This window comes from Roseivirga seohaensis subsp. aquiponti (assembly GCF_001267955.1).
In the GTDB taxonomy this organism is placed as follows: Bacteria; Bacteroidota; Bacteroidia; order Cytophagales; family Cyclobacteriaceae; genus Roseivirga; species Roseivirga seohaensis.
Genome location: NZ_JSVA01000006.1, coordinates 1 through 20,885, shown reverse-complemented (window position 1 = coordinate 20,885; position 20,885 = coordinate 1). Strand labels below are relative to the sequence as shown.

The following is a 20,885-nucleotide window of genomic DNA, read 5'->3' as shown; positions in this document are numbered from 1 at the left end:
CCTGAAAGGACGTAATAACTAAACGAAGGGTGTAACCCTTCGACATATACAATCTAATTTCTTCAAAAGCCCTGAAGGGGCTAGATACAAAACACATCAATCCTTTCAGTGGACGTTTCCAAATAGTTCGTAATCATAAAAAAACGGCTTCACTATTCTCTAGAGAAGCCATTTTATTTATAGAAGATTGAAATTACATTTCGAATTCGTTGATCAGTTTTTCCTTTAGGTCTAGCAGTTGCTTCTTTTTTCCGAGGTTAAATCGCTTGTGTTCCCAACGGCTCATAATAAAGCCTAAAATAAAGAAAGCCGAGATCAAGACAATGTTAAACACAGATTGATCGCTATTGAGTACAGTAAACATAGTGAGTGCAATCACAATCAAGCAGAACCAAATCATGGATTGAGAAAGCTTAATTCGATAGTTGATGTTCTCAATCGCATTCTCTAAGTCTCCCAAAATAGAAACATCCGTTTGCTGATCTCTTTTGATTCTTTGTGAGCGCAGAAACAAAATATATACCCCAACAAACATCATCATAGCTCCCATAGTAATTGCAGCTACATTGCCACTATTTTTCAGTAAATGTGATATAATTACTACGCCTCCCGCACAAAGGTTAGAGGCAATAAGTACCACTTCTGAAAAACTGGTTCTTCTTTTTGTACCTACTTTCTTCGCTTTAATTCTTCTGTGCAGTGCATCTTCATTAATGACATAAAGTGCCTCATCGTTCTGCGTATCCCATATTTTTTTCATTTCCTTAAATTCCATGGCGATCATGATTTTTCTGATTTCGTGGTTAAATGTTTTTTGATTCGGTTGATCTTCACTCCTACGTTGCTTTCAGAAATTCCCAAAATCTTGGACATCTCTTTATAGCTGAACCCATCCAATAATAAGAGGGTGAGTGAACGATCTACCTCATTGAGTTGGGCAATTTCCTCATACAACCAAGCCAACCGATCGTCTGGCGGTTGATGACTTTCAATAATGTGCTGACTAACATCAATCGACTCATGTCTATCTTGGTGCTTTCGCTCCTTGGTAGTCCATTTGATGGCCGTGTTTAACGCTACACGATAGAGCCAAGTGGTTACCGCTGATTGTTGCTTAAAGCTCGCCACAGACTTCCAAACCTGAATCGCGATTTCTTGAAAAAGATCATCTCTGTCTTCTTCGTTAAAGGCATAGGACCTCACTATTTTAAATAGTAAAGCTTTATGCTGCTTTAACCAGGTTTGAAAAATGTGATTGATTTCGTTTTCCGTCATTTTGCCTTATTCTCAATTTACTAGTACCAACAGGCAATGGATTTCTTACACAAGGACGTAAATTTTTAGAATTTCATCCGTAGCACTTCGGTGAGTTACTTCATTTATAAAGTTGAAATCAGGTTTAATGTATACCTTTGCAGCCATAATTTCCAATCCTTTGTTTTATGAAAGAAGAGGCCGATAAACAGCTAAGTCAGGAAGAAATACAACGCTGTATTGAAGTAATGGAACGCCTTGTTGGCGATACCAACCAACTCTTTGAAATGCCTGAGGAACAACGAGTAGCCTTATTTATGGCGGCTGGAAAATTAACCCGTCCCGACCGAGATGAGTTTGCAAGGCGCAGAAAGGACGCCAAAAAAGCTGCCAAACGTAAAATGATTGAACGCGATAAACATGCTCGAAAAACTACTGGTATTCGAAGTGCCCGAGAGCAAGTTGTTTTTGAAGCACCAAAACTCATTTCTTTGGTGGAACCAGAAATGCTGGATACCCCAGAACTAGAATCGCCAAGAAACTGCTATGTCTGCAAAGCAGTATACACCAAAGTACACCATTTCTACGATGCCATGTGCAAAGATTGCGGTGACTTCAATTATGCCAAAAGATTTCAAACTGCAGACCTTACCGGCCAAGTGGCCTTGGTTACTGGTTCCAGACTTAAGATTGGTTACCACATTACCTTAATGCTCTTAAGGGCTGGCGCTACCGTTGTAGCCACTACCCGATTCCCTGTGGATTCAGCCATTCGTTATTCGAAAGAGGCAGATTATGCCGACTGGGGACATCGTTTGAAGATTCACGGTTTAGATTTAAGGCATATTCCGAGTGTAGAGATCTTCTGCAATTACATAGAGCAGAAATACGATCGACTTGATATTCTGATTAATAACGCGGCACAAACCGTAAGAAGGCCTTCTGGTTTTTACCATCACCTGATGGAGAACGAGGAAAAACCCATTGAGAAACTCACGCCTTATATGAAAGATCTTTTGGCCGATCACCATTACTGTTTGCAGGAATTGAGAACGCTTTCTTCAGGTGTTTCAGACAAGAAGAATAATGCCCTTTCGGTCACTTGGCACGCACCAGAACCCGGAATTGGAATTAGGGCTTCTGCACAATTATCGCAGATTCCGTATAGTTTCGATAATTCTCTTCCTACTAAAGAAGTATTCCCTGAAGGGCAATTAGATGCCGATTTACAGCAAGTTGACCTAAGAAAGACCAATAGCTGGCGTTTGAAGTTGGGTCAAATTGAAACACCAGAAATGGTGGAAGTGCAACTCGTAAATGCCGTTGCCCCCTTTGTTTTGTGTAACCGCCTTTCGAATTTAATGCGAAAAGAAAACACGGGCATGAAGCACATCATTAACGTTTCGGCCATGGAAGGCAAGTTCCATCGTTTCCATAAAGAAGACCGACATCCGCATACGAACATGGCCAAAGCTGCCTTGAACATGATGACGCACACTTCTGCTTCTGACTTTGCGAAGGATGGAATTTATATGAATGCTGTAGATACGGGTTGGGTGACTGATGAAGACCCAGCGGAGCTTTCTAAGATGAAGCAAGAGGTACACGACTTTCAGCCACCGCTGGATATTGTAGATGGAGCCGCCCGAGTTTTAGATCCTTTGTTTGACGGAATTAACACTGGAAAACACTGGTGTGGTAAATTCTTAAAAGACTACAGACCAATAGATTGGTAACCTAAACTTCACTTAAAAAAACAGCCCTTTAATGGATTTCATTAAAGGGCTGTTTTGATATAAAGGCTTGCTGTTACTCGCTTCTTAACGCATCTACTGGATTGGATTTGGTGGCTAGTATTGACCTATAACTCACTGTCAATAATGCAATCACCATCGTCATCAATCCCGCCACAATAAACGAGATTGGGCTCATGTTTACATGATAGACAAATCCATTCAGCCAATTTTTCATAATCCAAAAAGCAAAGGGGCTAGCAATGATAAAGGCCAAAAACACCTGCTTTGCGAAAGTGGATGAAAGTAAATAGAACAAGCTCAACTGACTGGCTCCTAACACTTTTCGGATACCCAATTCCTTGATTCGTTTTTCAACAGTGAACGAAGCCAAACCAAATAAGCCCAAACAAGCCACGAAAATACTGAGTCCAGCCCCTACCTTGTAAATTACACTGGCCTGCTGCTCTGCCTGATAAAAATTCGCCACTTGACTGTCTAAAAAGTGTGACTCCATGGCCGTAGCTTGATCGAACTTATTGTGCACTTCCGTAAGCCCCGCTACCACATTCGCCATATTACCCCTGGCCTTTACGGTAAAATAATCTATTGAGGCCGCAGGGTTATTCCAATAACCAAGAATCATTGGTGCTACTTTATTGTGTAGCGACTGAAAGTTGAAATCCTCTACCACACCAATGATCTGTACTCGTATACTTCTGCCTTGTGAAGTTAACTCTATGGTTTCCCCTATTGGGTTTTCTAAACCAAAAGTGGCCACAGCTGTCTCATTCAATAATATTTTAGTGCTATCAGTAGCATCAACGCCAGTAAAGCTCACTCCGTCCTTTAATTTAAAACCGAAAGTCTCAATCAGATTTTCATCAAAGCCCATATAAAAAACATCCACCGAATCCCGAGTCTGTTGATTTACATTGTTGGTGACTGCTGTAACTTCATCAATATTTTTCCATTCGCCTGGTACGCGAGTGGAAACAGATACCGATTCTACTCCGGTCACTTTAGCCAATTCGGTACGCATGGCTTTAAAGTTCTTCCTAACATTTCCATTGTTAATATCAATTACTACCAAATTACTATCATCAAACCCAAGATTTTTATCGTTGATATAGTTCATTTGCTGGGTTACCACAATGGTTGAAATGATCATGATAATGGAAAGGGCAAATTGCGCGATCACCAATATTTTACGCAGAGCAAATGGACTGCTCGTTTTACGTTCACCTTTTAGTACATCTACTGTTTTAAAACGGGTCATGAAAAAGGAAGGGTAAATTCCAGAGAGTAAAGCAATAATAGCGGTAAGCCCTAGTAGCATCGGTAAATATTCCCCTAAAGTAGCCCAGCTAAAGTCGAAATTCTTTTGCGTAAGATCATTAAAGAAAGGCATGCTGAGGTCGGTAAGACCAATGGATACAATGAGGGAGATTAATGTGATTAGCAAAGACTCCATTAAAAATTGAGCGACCAACTGCTTTTTAACGGCTCCTACTACTTTTCTTATTCCAATTTCTTTGGCCCTAAAAACAGCCCTAGAAGTAGCCAAATTCATGTAGTTTACCGAAGCAATGACTACTAAGAATATAGCAATGGAAATGAAAATAAGGATATAACTCTTATCACCACTGGTTTGAGCTATGCTTTGCTCAATATTGGCCGATTCGAAATGGATATCCTTAAGGGATTGCAATTCAAAATCAACCATATCTGCCATTGGCGCCCCCATTCTTTCATTGGCAATGGCTTCGGCTTTCTTTTGCACATCGGCAATGTCTGCTCCCTTGGTTAGCACTAAATAGGAACTAGGGCCAATTTGTTCCCAACTGGTGAGCATCTGTTGCCATTGCGGGTCAGAATAATTTTGTGAAATCAGTACGTCAAATTTAATGTGCGAATTGGCGGGAGTATTCTTCGAAATGCCTGTTACTTTAAATTCTCCGGCAAATGGCGAGGTAATAGTTTTGCCTAGCGCATCGGTTGTGCCAAAATAACGAATGGCTTCATTTTCACTCAACACCACAGAATTTGGTTCAGCCAATGCTGTAACCCTATCTCCTTCCAAAAACTCAAAATCAAATACTTCAAAAAATGAAGGGTCTGTAATGAAGTAATTTCGTTGTGCAAAACGGACTCCATCAATGGTGAAATTCATATGTCCACCCCGCATAAACAAGGTAGTGGCCTTGGTTACCTCTGGCAATTCTTCTACCAAAGTAGAAGCAAAAACAGCAGCGTTAACGGCAAACTTCCTTGGTGCTTCACCAGTTTTATCTACTGCAATTATCCGTACAATATCATCGGCCTTGCTGTGGAACTGATCAAAAGAAGTTTCATCTTTTACATAGGTGAGCAAAAGCGTGGCTCCTGTAATACCAATGGCCAAGCCAAGGATATTGATGAAGGCGTAGCCCTTACTTCTGGCAAGGGTACGAAAGGCAATTTTAAAATAGTTTTTGAGCATGATGTGTTGTTTTTGTTTGAGTTATTCGCTTTTCAAAGCATTTATTGGGTTGGCTTTAGCGGCTTTAATGGCCTGTAAACCAACGGTAATCAGTACAATCACTAGAGAAATAACCAACGCGACCACGAAGGGCATTATTCCAATATTGGTAGTGTAAGCAAAATTTGAAAGCCACTCTTTTCCAGCACCAAGCGCCAAAGGAATTGAAATGCAAGCCGCAATGGCCAACACAACCAAAAACTCCTTTAGAATAATGAAGTTGATATTAGTACCAGAAGCCCCCAACACTTTACGAATACCTATTTCTTTCAATTTTCGCTCAATCACGAAAGTGACCATGCCGAATAAACCTAAAGCAGTAAGCACAATACTCACAATAGAAAAGAAGCTAATGGCCTTCAATAACCTTGTTTCGCTGGCATAGAACCGTGCAAACTCATCGTTCACAAAACTGTAGGTAAATGGTTGATCTGGTTCAAATTCGGCCCATTTACTTTCTATGAATGCAAGTGTCTCTGGAATATTTTCGGCCTTAATGTTCACCGATAGGTTCCATAAATTTCTGTTGGCAATTCTAAAAGCTACCGGACTGATTTTCTGATGAAGCTTTTGAAAGTGGAAGTCCTTCACTACACCTATAATTTTCATTCCTCTGTTATTGGGGTTATAAAGCGTCACTTCGTCTTCCATCGGATTATCTAAGCCGAGTTGAGCAATAAAAGCTTCGTTTACGATAAGCGCAGTGGAGTCTAATGAAGATTGTATATCGAAATCTCTACCGTTCACTAACTCCAAATCATAAGTTTTTAAAAAGTCGAAATCTACTCCAAAAATGGTGGTGACTGCGCTCAAGTCTGGATTGGTCTTAGACATCATCGGCCCAGAGTTATTTGTATAACCATTCCCCAACACATCTGTGCTTATCGATGAAGCCACCACACTCGGATAAGCATCAATTTCACTTTTGAATGATCTATAATTTCTACTTAAGTTCTTGGTGGAAACACTAAAAGTAATGACTTGGTCTTTGTTGAAACCTAAATCTTTCTGATGTAAAAACTGGTTTTGTTTAAAGGCAATTACGGTAACAGCGATCAAAAATATAGAGATCACAAACTGAACAAACATCAATGTTTTACGTGCCCTTCCTCCTTTTAAAGATTCACGTGCCGAAGCTTTAAGCGCCTGAGAAGGCTGGAAAGACGACAGCACTAATGCAGGGTAAAGCCCTGAAAACAAGGAAGTAAAAAGAACAACCCCCAATAAAACAGGTAGCAAACCTTCATTCATTAAAGTAGCCGTGGTGAATTCTTTACCCGTCAGCTGATTGAATGACGATAAACCTACATCAATCAACAAAATGGAGAACACCGCAGAAATGATCGTAATCAAAACGGCTTCGCCTAAGAACTGACGGATCAGTTGGCCTCTGTGCGCACCCATTACTTTCCGCACGCCAACCTCCATCGATCGCCTCGCTCCTTTTGCAGTCTGTAAATTGATGTAGTTGATACAAGCCACCAACAAAATAATAATGGCAATAAATAAGAGCGTTTGAATGGCCGAAGCGCTTCCTGAAGAGAAAGACATAAATTGAATGTCTCCAGATCTTAAATACATATCCGTTACGGGTAGAAACTCATAGCTGAAGTCTCCATCAAAATCTGGTTCCTGGGCTAATTTTTGATTTTTAAGTGTTCGTATTTCATCAATACTAGCGCCTGATGCGGTTTTTACATAAGTGTAAAGAGAATAGGCTAAGCCTTTTGTGGGTTGCGAACCATCAGGAAAAGTCATTTCCCAAGGAATAATCGCTTTGAATTTGATATGCGAATTCTTAACATCAGCCGCAATTCCACGCACCACTAAGGCTTTGTCAGACGAAACCCCAGCCATGGTCACTGTTTTTCCAATGGCATGGGATGTACCAAACAAGGCTATGGCCGTACTTTCTGTAATTACAATGGAAGAAGGGTCACTCAATACTTGAGCTGCGTTTCCTTCGATTAAAGGAAAACCAAAAAACTCGAAGAAATTACTGCTCGCATACCAATAGTCGATATTCAGTTTATTGGTTGAATTATTTTCTGGGTAAAAATCACTGCTATTGTTTCTGATAATCGCAGTTTCTTTAATTCCGGCATAATTGCTCGATAAATCTTTGTAGTCATTCTCAATGGAAAGCCCCACTTTTCTTGCATTTACACCCGTCTGAGTTCCATATAGAAAATAAGTATTCTCTTTCTCTGGAATGAAGTCATCCATTCTGTATTCATACTGAACATAAAGCAGTAGAAGTAAGCTGCATGAAATCCCTAAAGTAAGGCCAATCAGGTTGGTGCCAGTTACCAGCTTGTTTTTCCAGAGGTTACGAATAGCGAGTTTGAAGTAATTTTTAATCATAGCTTAAGTATTTGACACTTCTCCAATGACCAATTTTGAACCAATATTAAATATATCTGAATATCAGGAAGTTACAGTCGATTACTTTCATTTAAGCTGTTCCTTTTGTCCATCAGTAAAACAGAAGTGCCCAAAATTGGGCACTTTTCAATACATTCATATTACTAAAAGTAAATGAATCAGCATATTGTAAACTTGGTATAAATTTGGTGTTTTAGGCAGCTATGAAAAACAAAGGTCGAATTCTAATTGTAGACGATGACAATTATGTGATGCTTTCCATCCGTATTTTATTGGAGCAGCATTATGAGGATGTTCGGGGCATTAACAATCCGCTTCAAATTGAAACCGCATTGGCCGAAAATAATTACGACCTTGTTATTTTGGACATGAATTTTAAGGCTGGCGAAAGCTCTGGAAATGACGGCTTACACTACCTCAATCAAATTAAGACCATTTCCCCAGAAACTTCCATTGTACTGATTACGGCATATGGAGAGATTAACTTGGCCGTAGAAGCTATAAAACTGGGTGCCTTCGATTTCATTACCAAACCTTGGCAAAACGAAAAACTACTCAGTACTATTTCCGCTGCTTTTCAATTGAACAAATCAAACCAAAAGGTCAAGGAATTAAGTTCGAAACAAAGCGTATTGAATGACATGCTCGATGCTCCCTTCACTGAAATTATTGGTGAATCGGAAAAGATTAAGCAGGTTTTTCAACAAATTGAAAAGGTAGCACATACCGATGCCAATATTCTAATTACAGGCGAAAACGGAACAGGAAAAGAACTGGTTGCTCGGGCAATTCATCGGGCTTCAAATCGCTACAAATCCATTTTTGTGAATGTTGATATGGGCGCCATTACCGAAACCCTTTTTGAAAGCGAACTCTTCGGGCATAAGAAAGGTGCTTTTACCGATGCTAAAACGGACCGCATTGGAAAATTTGAAGCGGCCAATGAAGGTACTTTGTTTTTAGATGAAATCGGCAACCTGATTCTTCCGCTTCAAGCCAAAATGTTACGCGTTATTCAAGACCGACAAATTGTGCCTGTTGGGTCCAATGATGCCAAAGCCATTGATGTTCGTTTGATTTGCGCCACCAATGCCAATCTACCACAAATGGTCAGTGAAGGCGAATTCAGACAGGATTTGCTGTTTAGAATCAATACCATCGAAATCCACCTTCCTGCCCTACGCGAACGCAAAGAAGACATTCCTGTATTGGCCAAGCACTTCATCCATTTGTATAAAACCAAATATGGAAAGAAAGGGCTTTTCGTACCTGACTATGTCATTACCAAGCTTGAAAAATACGATTGGCCGGGCAACATCAGGGAGCTTCAGCACAGCATTGAACGTGCGGTAATTATGAGTGACGGCAAACAACTTCATGTTCAGGATTTCAACTTAAGTAGCCAAAACACCAGCGATAACGCACAAATAGAGAGCTTTAACTTAGAAGAGCTAGAGAAATGGGCGATAGAAACTTGTATTAAAAAGCATCAAGGAAATATTAGCAATGCAGCTGTAGAACTGGGGCTGAGCCGTGGCGCCTTGTACCGTAGAATGGAAAAATATGAACTCTAAGCATTTCCAGATTCAGATTATTATAAGACTACTCCTTATCACTGTGGGGCTGGCCTTTTTGCTGTTCTACATTTTTGAGGACCTCAATTACATTCGCTTATTCTTTATTGTCATTTTCATTCTGTCGGTTCTGATTGAGCTTTTCTATTATATCAACCGAACGAACAAAGACACCAAGAACTTTCTGGAAGCTATTCTCCATAATGATTTCACCCTAAAGTATTCAGCCGATAAAAAAGGCAAGAGTTTTAAAAAACTCTATGACAGTTTTAACCAAGTAAACCAAAAGTTTATCGAGGCTTCACAGCGCGAAGCCAACGAATATCAGTACCTGTCGGTGTTGGTGCAGCAGCTCGAAATTGGTGTGCTTTCTTATGACGATAAAGAAAGAATTCATTTAGCGAACAAAGCCCTCAAGCAGTTATTGGGTAAAGACGAACTGATTACATTGAACAGTATAAAAACAATCAGTTCAACACTTTATGATTCTATACTTCAATTAAAAATTGGCCAAAATGAATTGCTAAAAGTAACCATCAACGGTAAAGAATTTCAGCTTTCTATCAAGGCTTCTATTTTCAAATTGAGAGGAACCAAATACACTTTGGTTTCCATTCACGACATCCATACCGAACTGGACAATAATGAAATGCTGGCTTGGCAAAAGTTGATTCGTGTGCTGACTCATGAAATTATGAATTCAGTAGCGCCTATTACTTCACTGTCTGCTACGCTCAACCATTTTGTAAACCAATCAAGGATATCGGGTCAAGATTTAACCGAAGCGCAGCTCCAATCCTTACATGAAGGACTAGATGCCATACAACACCGCAGTGGCGGACTGATGGCCTTTACCGAAGCCTACAGAAGTTTAACACGCGTGCCACTACCTCAAATCAAACCTGTTGAAGGCCAACTTTACTTCCAGCGCATTGCCTCGCTTTTTAAACCTACACTGGCCCAAAGCAATATTCAGTTCCATATGGAGCTGCCTAAAGAAACCTTCACCTTACACATTGACCCAGACTTAATGGAGCAAGCGCTGATTAACTTGTTGAAGAATGCCAAAGAAGCGGTGGAAGCCAATACGGGTACTATCCGTTTAGTCGTGAAGCAACCTACCCTGATAGAAGAAAAATCTGGTGGTTTTCAAATTTCGATTATGGATAATGGCGGAGGCATTCCCCAAGAAATTCAGGAAAATATTTTCATTCCGTTTTATACCACTAAATCCAATGGTTCTGGGGTTGGGCTCAGTTTAGTCAAACAAATTGTACAAGCCCATAAAGGCGAAATTAACTTTAGTGTAGACGGAAGCAAAAGAACTACTGAGTTTAGGATTAAGCTGGCTGGCAGCGTTTGAGTGTAGTGAGGATGAACAAATGTTAATTCGGAGCCGTCATTGCGATGAATTAGTAGCCGCTAGGCAAGAATTCAGAAGCAATCTTAATAATAAGCTACATGTACGTAGCTCAATTCGCAGTGTGTACATTTTGTAATCTTTGCGAAGCTTTGTGCCCTTTGCGGTTAAAGAATCATAGAGATTGCTTCACGTAAACATCATCACTTCGAAAAGCTGAAGCAGGTTCGCAATGACGATGAACGCAGATATATTCGGTTAATAACAGCCTCAATCACACATTATTCTTGAATGCAAATCACCACAAACGCTCAATCGGATCGCCATTGCGAACCTGCCAAAGTCTAACTATATAAAGGAGCTTACGTGAAGCAATCTTATCTAACAGAAGTAGAAATCCTTATCTCTACCATTATTTGGTGTGCAATAAGAAAGTTTTGATAAATTACATGAAATATATACGCAACTAGTTGCGTATACCGACACGTTGTGCAACATGCTGAAAAAGCCAACGCGCAAATAGGCACATTTGGTTTTTGCCGACCCACAAGCCAAACGCAAAAGAACCAAAAGAGCCTATTTTTTTGCCCTCGCTCGGACAGACCAACAAGGAAACGAACGAAATGTATATTGAAAAACGAGATAAATGGAAAATTTGGGCTATTTTAGCGACTTAATTTTATGCGGACATGAACCGAATAAAGGAAGTACTTGAAGAGAAAGGAATTAAGCAAACTTGGTTGGCTGAAAAGCTTGGAAAAAGTTATAACATGGTTAATGGATACGTGCAGAACCGACAACAACCAAGATTGGAAGTTCTTTTTGAAATAGCCAAAATACTTGACGTAGAAGTTAAGGACTTGATTAAAGAAGATAGATAATATGCCAACAATATTCGACAACATTGAGAAACACCTTGAGGAAGGACTTAATAAAACCTTAGAAAAATCGCTGAGAGCAGATTTTTGTATTGGCTACTTCAATTTAAGAGGTTGGCAAAAAGTTGCAAGTGTGATTGATAAACTTCCCGGTGGGCATTTACCGGAAGAATTCGATGATGAGAGCAAATACCATTGCCGAGTATTGATTGGGATGCAACGATTACCCGAGGAAGAAATTCGTGACTTCTTTTCAAGCGAAAAAAGAGCTTTAGACAATAATATTGCTCTTGAGCTAAAAAAGAAGATTGCAAAGGAGTTTAAAGAGCAATTAATCATTGGTAATCCAACCAATCAAGATGAAATCTCATTAAAAAAACTCTCTAAACAATTAAGAGAAAAGCGAGTAGTTGTAAAGCTTCACTTAAAGCATACTCTTCACGCTAAATTATACCTTGCCCATCGTGAAGACTATAATAGCCCAACTATTGGTTTCGTTGGTAGTTCTAATTTAACTTTTGCAGGAATTACCAAACAAGGTGAACTGAATGTGGATGTTGTTGAGGGTGATGCCGCAAAGAAACTATCTAAATGGTATCAAGACCGTTGGGAAGACAGATGGAGCATCGATATCACAGAAGAGTTGGCTCAAATCATTGATGAAAGTTGGGCTACTGAAAAACTGTACTCCCCTTATCATGTCTATTTGAAAATTGCCTATCACCTTTCAAGAGAAGCAAGAGCAGGAATCTCAGAATTTCAACTCCCAAAGGTTTTTGAAAAATCACTGCTTCCCTACCAACAAAGCGCAGTTAAAGTAGCTGCTCATCATTTGCATCATCGAGGTGGTGTTATCATTGGTGACGTAGTTGGTTTAGGAAAAACCATAACCGCAACTGCCTTAGCCAAAATGTTTGAGGACGATTTTTTCTTGGAAACTTTAATCATTTGCCCAAAAAACTTGGTGGAAATGTGGCGTGATTATGCCCACAAATACCAATTGAGGGCAAAAGTAATTTCAGTTACTCAGGCTCAAACAAAATTAGCCAACGAGCGCAGATACCGACTGATTATTGTTGACGAAAGCCATAATCTCAGAAATCGGGACGGGAAACGATATCGTGCGATTCAAGAATATATCCATTTAAATGATAGTAAGGTTATCTTGCTAACAGCAACGCCATATAACAAGACGTATCTCGATTTAAGCAATCAACTGCGATTGTTTTTAGACGAAGAGTACAATTTGGGAATTAGCCCCGAACAATACATTGAAAGCATTGGCGGTCGAGTTCACTTTTTAGCCAATCACCAAGTATCAGAAACATCAATCCCAGCATTTGAAAAAAGTCCGTTCTCTGACGATTGGGCAGAGTTGATGAGACTCTTTTTGGTCCGTAGAACACGTAGTTTTATTAAATCCAATTATGCCATTGACGACCCTGAGATGGGTCGAAAGTATCTTGAATTTCCCGATGGTACACGATCCTACTTCCCGGACAGATTACCCAAAAAAGTAGAATATGTTTTCGACCCCAAAGATCCCAAAGACCAATATGCTCAATTATATTCCAATAAGGTCGTAGATGCTATTGATGATTTAATTCTTCCTCGCTATGGTTTAGGACAAGAGGGCTATGAAAACAAAAAACCAACGATAGAAATTTCCAAAGAAGAAATTATCATCAAAGAGAACCTTGGTCGTGCAGGTACAAGGTTAATTGGTTTTGCTAGAACCAACTTATTCAAACGCTTGGAAAGTAGCGGTTACTCATTTTTACTTTCCATTAGCCGACATATTCTTAGGAATTACCTATTTATATATGCCATAGAAAACGACTTACCTTTTCCTGTTGGCAAACAGGAGGCAGGTTTGATAGATGATTTCATGTATTCGGATTCGGATAATGAAGATGACGACAATACCGAAATATTGACCACTCAAAAGCAATATCTTGAAAGAGCTGAAAAATATTATGATTCACTGTTCGCAAAGAAATCCAAATACCAGTGGATTAGAAGTCAATTGTTTAATGAGAAATTAAAAAATGATCTCATTGGTGACAGCAAAGAACTTATGAGTGTGCTGAAACTAGGTAAAGATTGGCATCAAGAAAATGACCGCCAGCTAAATGCTCTTTACAACCTTGTTACCAAAAAACACAAGGACGAAAAAATATTGATTTTCACTCAGTTTTCCGACACGGCCAACTACCTCTATCAATCCTTAAAGAAAAGATGTCTTGATAAAGTAGAATGTGTAACAGGCGCTAATGAAAATCCTACTGCCTTTGCCCATAGATTCAGTCCTAGAAGCAATGAAAAGGATATTCCGAAAGGGCAAGAAATTCGTGTACTTATCACGACTGATGTATTGAGTGAAGGTCAAAACTTACAGGACGCACACATTGTGCTCAACTTTGATTTGCCTTGGGCAATCATTCGCTTGATTCAACGTGCAGGGCGTGTGGACAGAATTGGCCAAAAGCACCACGAAATTCTTTGTTATTCCTTCTTGCCTGAAGATGGTATCGAGAACATCATCAACCTGAGAGGCAGATTGTCGCAACGCATTCGTGAAAACGCTGAAACCGTAGGCTCTGATGAAGTATTCTTTGAAGGCGATCCGGTTAACATTGCTGATTTATACAACGAAAAATCAGGCTTATTAGATGAGGAAGAAGATATTGAAGTGGACTTAGCTTCTTACGCTTACCAAATTTGGAAAAATGCCATTGATGCCGAACCTGAATTAGCGAAAACTATTCCCGATTTACCCGATGTGATTTATGCCACCAAGAAAGGAAGTGAAGACCAAAAGTTAAACGGTTCCATTGTTTACACCAAAACACACAATGAAAATGACATCTTGGCTTGGGTGGACGAAAAATATAAAATCGTTACTCAGTCTCAGTTTCAAATTCTCAAAGCGGTGAAATGTGGCCCTGATGTTGAACCTTTAGAGCGCTTTGAAAAACATCATGAATTGGTAAAATTCGGACTCAATCACATTAAGGAAACGGAAGCCAAAGTAGGCGGACAGTTGGGCAAAAAAACAGGTGCTCGTTATCGGGCTTACAATCGATTGGAACGTTATGCATCACAAAATGAAGGTACGCTTTGGATAACCGAAGAACTCAAGCGTGCTATTCAGGATATTTACGATTACCCTATGCGCGAGTTTGCGCGTGAAACCATCAACCGCCAATTGAAAACGGGCATTACCGATGAAGAATTGGCAAACCTTGTGGTGTCTTTGCGGGAAGATGTCAAGCTAAGTTTGATTGGTGATGATGATAGCAAGCAAAAAGAGCCACAAATCATTTGTTCCATGGGATTAAAAATCAAGTAGTATGAAGAAACAGACATTTACAAACTACATCAAGGATTTTGATTTCGAAACGCTCTTCAATGAGTTAGGATGGGACACATTTGCCAACCAATTGCCTGTTGCCGTTAATAATGATGCCTTTATGCTCAAAGGCGTGGCGCAGAAAAAAGGTTTTGTCATTCTGCTTTGTCCGCCACTGCCTAATGGAAAAATTCCCGTTAGCAACATTCGTAAACAGATTGAAAACAAAGTCTCGAAAAACTACTTTGAACACTTAATCATCTATGCTGACCAAGACCAAAAGCACCAAATTTGGCAATTAGCAGTTAAGGAAGAAAACAAACCGAAGCAAGTACGTGAGGTAAGTTGGTACAGCCACCAAGATGTGGAAGGTTTATTCCAACGAATGAAAAACCTACTGTTCACTTTGGATGAAGAAGAAACGATCACCATTGTTGATGTCGGTATCCGCATACGTGAAGGGTTTGCCAAAAATTCAGAGCAGGTCACCAAAAAATTCTACACCGAGTTTAAGAAGCAGCATGTTGCTTTTCTCGATTTTATTGAAGGCATTGACGACCACATTGGCAACAAGGAAAACCAAAACAAACAATGGTATGCTTCTTTAATGCTCAACCGCTTGATGTTTTGCTACTTTATCCAAAAGAAAGGCTTTTTGGATCAGGACTTGAATTACCTGCAAAACAAGCTCAGACGATGTGAAGAACTCGAAGGACAAACGAATTTCTACAGTTTTTACCGCAGCTTCCTGTTGGAACTATTTCATGACGGTTTGGGCAAACCAAAAATCAAACGTAAATCTGAATTGCCAGTTGATTTGGGTAAAATCCCCTACCTCAATGGTGGTTTGTTTGATGTTCATGAATTGGAACGCCAATTTGATCAAATTGAAATTGACGATGATGCCTTCAAGAAGATTTTCAACTTCTTTGATCAATGGAATTGGCACTTAGACAGCAGCATTGAAGCCACCGGCAAAGACATTAACCCCGATGTAATTGGGTACATCTTTGAAAAGTACATCAACGACCGGGCTGCTATGGGTGCTTATTACACCAAAGAAGACATTACCGACTACATTGGCAAAAACACCATCATTCCTTTTCTATTTGACGAAACCGAACGTCATTACAAGAAAGCTTTTAAACCAGAAGCTGAGCTTTGGCAATTCTTAAAAGAAAGTGGCAATACATATATCTATGATGCAGTAAAACACGGCATTCCCGAAAGCGATGATTTGTTTGCCGATTTGCCCGAAGAGGTGCAAGAAGGCATTAATCACCCTTTGGAAGACAAAGTGGTGGAAGCTACTACTCAACCCCATTTGTGGGAATTGCGCCAAGCGTGGAACCAAAAAACCCCTACCGAAATTGGTTTGCCAACCGAGATTTACCGTGAATTGATTGAGCGCAGAAAACGCTATGCAGACATCAAGGCCAAAATAGAAAAAAGCGAAATCAACCACATCAACGATTTTATTACTTACAATCTCAATATTCGTCAGTTTACCCAAGACTTTATTGAGAATTCAGAGGATGCTGCTTTTATCCGTCATTTCTACAAAGCCATTAATAAGATTACGATTCTTGACCCTACTTGTGGCTCAGGTGCATTTTTGTTTGCAGCACTCAATATTTTAGAACCGCTTTATGAAGCTTGTATCATTCGCATGGAGCAATTTGTGGCGGAGCAACCGGGCAAACACAAATTCTTTGAAGAAACATTGGCCGAAGTTAAAAGCGACCAACACCCCAGTTTGCAATACTTCATTTTTAAGAGCATTATCCTGAACAACCTCTATGGTGTGGACATTATGAACGAAGCAGTAGAGATTGCCAAGCTTCGTTTGTTCTTAAAATTGGTAGCCACCGTAGATGTAAACCCACGCAAAGACAACTTTGGTTTAGAACCCTTGCCCGATATAGACTTTAACATCCGTGCAGGAAATACCCTCATTGGTTTTGCAACAGAAAACGAGTTACTGCAGACCATACAAAAGAAAGAGCCCCTTTTTGCTGCCGATAAATTAGAAGAGTTTAAAGAAGAATTTGAATTGGTAAGCAAAGCATTTGGCCACTTCCAAAATAGCCAATTGATTAACGACCAAGGGAGTGACAGCTTTAAACAAGCCAAAGCCCAATTAGTGAGTAAACTGAAAGAACTCAACCATAAGCTCAACGTCTATCTCGCAACCAACTATGGTATAGATGCCGAGCGAAAACCAAAAGATTTTGAAGCATGGCTGCATAGCCACCAACCCTTCCATTGGTTTGCTGAATTTTACCAGATTGTAGCGGCTAAAGGTGGCTTTGATTGTATTGTGGGGAATCCGCCCTATGTGCAAACTAGTGATGTTGAATATAAAATTCTCTTTGAAGGTTCGAGACATTCTAATCTTTATGCATATGTTCAGCTACGGTGCAACATGATTTCTAATGAGAAATCTTACAGCGGACTTATCGTTCCAATGAGCATAAGTGGAATTAGGGATTATTCGGAATTGAGAACCAAATTATCGAATACTTATGGCGCAATTTATATAACCAATCATGCAATCAGACCTCAATCATTATTCGAGGGGATTTCTCAAAGAGTTTCCATCGTGCTCACCTTTAATAAAGGCTGCCAGTCTAATAAAATTCACTCAACCAAATATTTAAGAACGAAGAGCACTAAAGTCCTTTTTGAACAGTTAGAGTACTCTTTCATTTCAGCAGACTCTCAGCGAGAGGGGTTATTCCCAAAGCTTTCCTCTGACATCGAAGTTAGTGTGTGGAATAAAATTAATTCATCGGATAAATCATACTCTAAAGTTGCTTCGAAAAAGGAAGAAGTGTTTTTCATCAAGGACTACGGTGAAACTTATTGGGTTTTCCCTTTCAAGTTTTCTCCATACTTAACGCCTCTGAAGTCATTCAAAGAATTAAGAATATCCAGTGATGGAATTAATTCAACTTTTTGTTTTTTCAATTCTACCGCTCATTACTTCTTTTATTCAGCAATATCAGATTGTTGGCATTTTGGCATATGGCATTTGAATGAGTTTCCTTATACCACTGCAAGGGAGTCGCAGCTTTCCGAACTATCAAGAAATCTTGAGGAATCCTTTAAAGAAAATCGTATTACACGATACGATAAAAGAGCGAATGGGAATATCTATGAGTACAAAATCTCAAAATCCAAACCCATCATCGACCAAATCGACACGGTATTGGCGGAGCATTATGGTTTTACGGAGGCGGAGTTGGATTTTATCATCAACTACGATATCAAGTACCGCATGGGCAAGGCTTTGTTTGGGGAGGCGGATGAAAGTGAGGAGGACGAGGATTAAAAAAGATATCTATGGCTAAAAAAACATACACAGATAAGGAATTGATGCAAATGGCCATTGACGTAATGAACAAAAGCGTCAATGAACCAAGACCAGATGGCAAAGTGCCACCTAAGGTAGGTGCCGTATTGCTTTTTCCTGATGGCCGAATTGAAACAGCCTACCGTGGCGAGTTAAGAGAAGGCGACCATGCCGAATTCACTTTGCTTGAGCGTAAATTCCCCAATGAAAATTTAGAAGGCTGCACCCTGTTCACCACCCTTGAACCTTGTGTGGAAAGAAATCCACCAAAAGTGCCATGCTGTCGCAGAACCACCAATGCCCGTATTAAAAAAGTATTTGTCGGTATAGAAGACAGCGACCCAACTGTAGACGGAAAGGGAATTAAGCATCTCGAAAATCATGGTGTAGAAGTCAAAATGTTTGACAGAGAGTTTCAGCGCATCATAGAAAAAGAAAACGAAGCCTTTTTAAAACAAGCTTTAGAAAGAAAAAGAGAAACCGAAGAAGAGGATTTGCGCACGCCTATTGAGCTTCCTGTTACCAATTACGATAGCAGTAAATTTTCGGATATAGCCCTTGAGAAATTCATCAAAGAATCAAGTCTAGACTTCAAAGCTTCGGATGAAACCTTCCTTGAATACTTGGCAGACTTTGGAGCTATGGAGTGGAACAAGGAAAAGAAACAGTTTGTGCCTACAGGTTTTGGCGTCTTGCTTTTTGGTAAAAATCCGCGTGCCAAATTCAAGAATGCGGTTTTAAAGGCACATGTTACCTACGGCAACCAAAAAATTGAACCCAAAGATTTTGCTGATGCTTTGGTTCTTCTTCCTGACCAAATTGAGGAATGGTTGAAGAAAGTATTGCCACTATCAAAAGACACAAGTGGTTTCAAAAGAAAAGATGTTCCTGATTTTCCCATCGAAGTTTTGCGTGAAGCCATTGTGAACGCATTGGTTCATAGAGATTATGAAATTGAAGGCGCGAAGTGTGAGATTAAGATTGATGAAAACAAAGTGATTGTAACCAGTCCAGGAAAACCATTGCCAGCCATTTCATTGGATGAACTCAACACCTTTGAAGCTCCATCGTTAAGCCGTAACCCAATCATTACTTACGCTTTCAGCTTGATGGATTATGTAGAAGAAAAAGGCTTTGGAATGAAAACCTTTAAATCACTAAATAAAGAATATGGCTTACCTATTCCAAAATACACATTTAAAGAACCTTTCTTAACCTTGACGTTTCCTAGGACAGTTGAAGGTGTTAAAGAGACTATTGGAAAAGAAACTATAGATAGTTTAAGTTCAGAAGAATTACAGAACTTCGAGATTTTCCGCGAAAAACGACCAATATCTAAATCTGATTTTGTTGAGTTCACGGGGTTGGCTACTCGAACTGCAGAGCGTTATTTAAAAGAATGGACTGATAAAGGCTTACTTATAAAAGTAGGATCAGGTCCGAGCACGAAATACCAGATGTATGAATAATTATCTCGCCATAACCCCGCCAAAGTGGCGAGACAAAACTACTCGCAGCCTGATATTTTTATCTATCTCGCCAAAATCTCGCCAAAGTGGCGAGATAAGAATAAGTTCAAAAACGAATTACCATTGGACTTACAAAGGTCTCAATGAGGGAATAACTGAGGGAGTAATTGAGGGAATAACCGAGGGTGTAAAAGAGTCCATGACACAGATCTTTTCAATAATTCTCACGGAAAAAAGTATTAGAGCTTCTGAAATTGCTGAAAAGCTGAACAAGTCATACAAAACATTAGAACGCCACATCGCAATCTTGAAACAGTTGAATGCTATTGAATACAAAGGCTCAAATAGAGCAGGCGGCTATGAAATAACTAAAAAGTTTTCTGCTTTGCTAAAGGATAAATAGACCTCGTTATAAAATGGAGTATTTCGGAAACAAGGACATACTGAAACATCACAAAACAGGCTTTCTAAGCTCTAGAAAATGCCCGGCAGAAGTCGTCCTCAAAAGTTACGAATGGGCAAAACTTCAAAGGCATAAAGGAAACTGTGTGGTTTGCGGTAATCACTCTCAAATAGAAAAAGATGTTTTCGATATTCTATTGAAAGGTGCACAGCCGCTTGTCTTGGTATTACCCAGGGGACTAAAAAAACGTTGGGACAAAAGTTTGCTTGAAAATATAGAGAAGAAAAGATTGTTGATTATTTCACCTTTTGCGATAGACATTACAAGAGTGACGAGAGAAACTGCAATTCATAAGAATGAAACAATTCTGAGCCTAAGCGACAACATAGTGGTTGGGTACAAATCACCCAATGGGCAACTAGACAGATTATTAACGAACTTAAAATTTGACCATGTTTAATCCCCCGCTTCAAAGCCACACACATTGCCAAGCCGCTCAAGCCAAACGCACCAGCCAATGCTTGTCAAAGAGTGTGTCTTTCCCTACGCACGGACGAAAGAAAAAAAGCACGATTACACAATCGAGTAGACGGCCGTGAGC

13 protein-coding genes are annotated in these 20,885 nt (G+C 39.7%); 9 read left to right on the top strand and 4 right to left on the bottom strand.

Going from position 1 to position 20,885, the window contains the following annotated elements; genetic code table 11:
* Positions 1–193 precede the first annotated feature (193 nt).
* Together OB69_RS04850 and OB69_RS04845 are read right to left on the bottom strand one after the other, a co-directional pair.
* A complete protein-coding gene (locus OB69_RS04850) occupies positions 194–775 on the bottom strand; it encodes a hypothetical protein (protein WP_221404853.1) in 582 nt (193 codons plus the stop codon).
* A gap of 5 nt (positions 776–780) precedes the next feature.
* The gene (locus tag OB69_RS04845) at positions 781–1,275 is read right to left on the bottom strand and encodes an RNA polymerase sigma factor (RefSeq protein ID WP_053222579.1); all 495 of its coding nucleotides are present in this window, start codon (positions 1,273–1,275) and stop codon (positions 781–783) included.
* Positions 1,276–1,442: 167 nt separating this feature from the next.
* Between OB69_RS04845 and OB69_RS04840 the strand changes: the two genes are divergently transcribed.
* Positions 1,443–2,990, top strand: coding sequence for an SDR family NAD(P)-dependent oxidoreductase (locus tag OB69_RS04840; protein WP_053222578.1), 1,548 nt, complete (start codon positions 1,443–1,445; stop codon positions 2,988–2,990).
* A 73-nt stretch (positions 2,991–3,063) separates the two neighbouring features.
* On the opposite strand, the gene OB69_RS04835 is transcribed toward OB69_RS04840, so the two are convergent.
* Together OB69_RS04835 and OB69_RS04830 are read right to left on the bottom strand one after the other, a co-directional pair.
* Positions 3,064–5,469, bottom strand: coding sequence for an ABC transporter permease (locus OB69_RS04835; RefSeq protein ID WP_053222577.1), 2,406 nt, complete (start codon positions 5,467–5,469; stop codon positions 3,064–3,066).
* 21 nt (positions 5,470–5,490) lie between these two features.
* A complete protein-coding gene (locus tag OB69_RS04830; protein WP_053222576.1) occupies positions 5,491–7,872 on the bottom strand; it encodes an ABC transporter permease in 2,382 nt (793 codons plus the stop codon).
* 224 nt (positions 7,873–8,096) lie between these two features.
* On the opposite strand from OB69_RS04830, the gene OB69_RS04825 reads away from it, so the two are divergent.
* The 8 genes from OB69_RS04825 to OB69_RS04790 all read left to right on the top strand — a co-directional run bounded on the left by OB69_RS04825 (position 8,097) and on the right by OB69_RS04790 (position 20,744).
* Entirely contained in the window at positions 8,097–9,467 is a 1,371-nt protein-coding gene (locus OB69_RS04825; RefSeq protein WP_053222575.1) for a sigma-54-dependent transcriptional regulator, read from the top strand.
* Positions 9,457–10,830, top strand: coding sequence for a sensor histidine kinase (locus OB69_RS04820; RefSeq protein WP_053222574.1), 1,374 nt, complete (start codon positions 9,457–9,459; stop codon positions 10,828–10,830). Before OB69_RS04825 ends, OB69_RS04820 begins: the two co-directional genes overlap by 11 nt.
* Positions 10,831–11,516: 686 nt before the next feature.
* A complete protein-coding gene (locus tag OB69_RS04815; RefSeq protein ID WP_053222573.1) occupies positions 11,517–11,708 on the top strand; it encodes a helix-turn-helix transcriptional regulator in 192 nt (63 codons plus the stop codon).
* A gap of 1 nt (position 11,709) precedes the next feature.
* A complete protein-coding gene (locus OB69_RS04810; protein WP_053222572.1) occupies positions 11,710–15,057 on the top strand; it encodes a helicase-related protein in 3,348 nt (1,115 codons plus the stop codon).
* A gap of 1 nt (position 15,058) precedes the next feature.
* The gene (locus tag OB69_RS04805; protein WP_053222571.1) at positions 15,059–18,391 is read left to right on the top strand and encodes an Eco57I restriction-modification methylase domain-containing protein; all 3,333 of its coding nucleotides are present in this window, start codon (positions 15,059–15,061) and stop codon (positions 18,389–18,391) included.
* An 11-nt stretch (positions 18,392–18,402) separates the two neighbouring features.
* On the top strand, positions 18,403–19,881 hold the full coding sequence (locus tag OB69_RS04800) for an ATP-binding protein (RefSeq protein ID WP_053222570.1): 1,479 nt from the start codon (positions 18,403–18,405) through the stop codon (positions 19,879–19,881).
* A complete protein-coding gene (locus OB69_RS04795; protein ID WP_053222569.1) occupies positions 19,874–20,284 on the top strand; it encodes a winged helix-turn-helix domain-containing protein in 411 nt (136 codons plus the stop codon). Before OB69_RS04800 ends, OB69_RS04795 begins: the two co-directional genes overlap by 8 nt.
* A gap of 13 nt (positions 20,285–20,297) precedes the next feature.
* Complete coding sequence (locus OB69_RS04790) at positions 20,298–20,744, top strand: hypothetical protein (RefSeq protein ID WP_053222568.1); 447 nt, start codon at positions 20,298–20,300, stop codon at positions 20,742–20,744.
* Positions 20,745–20,885: the final 141 nt, after the last annotated feature.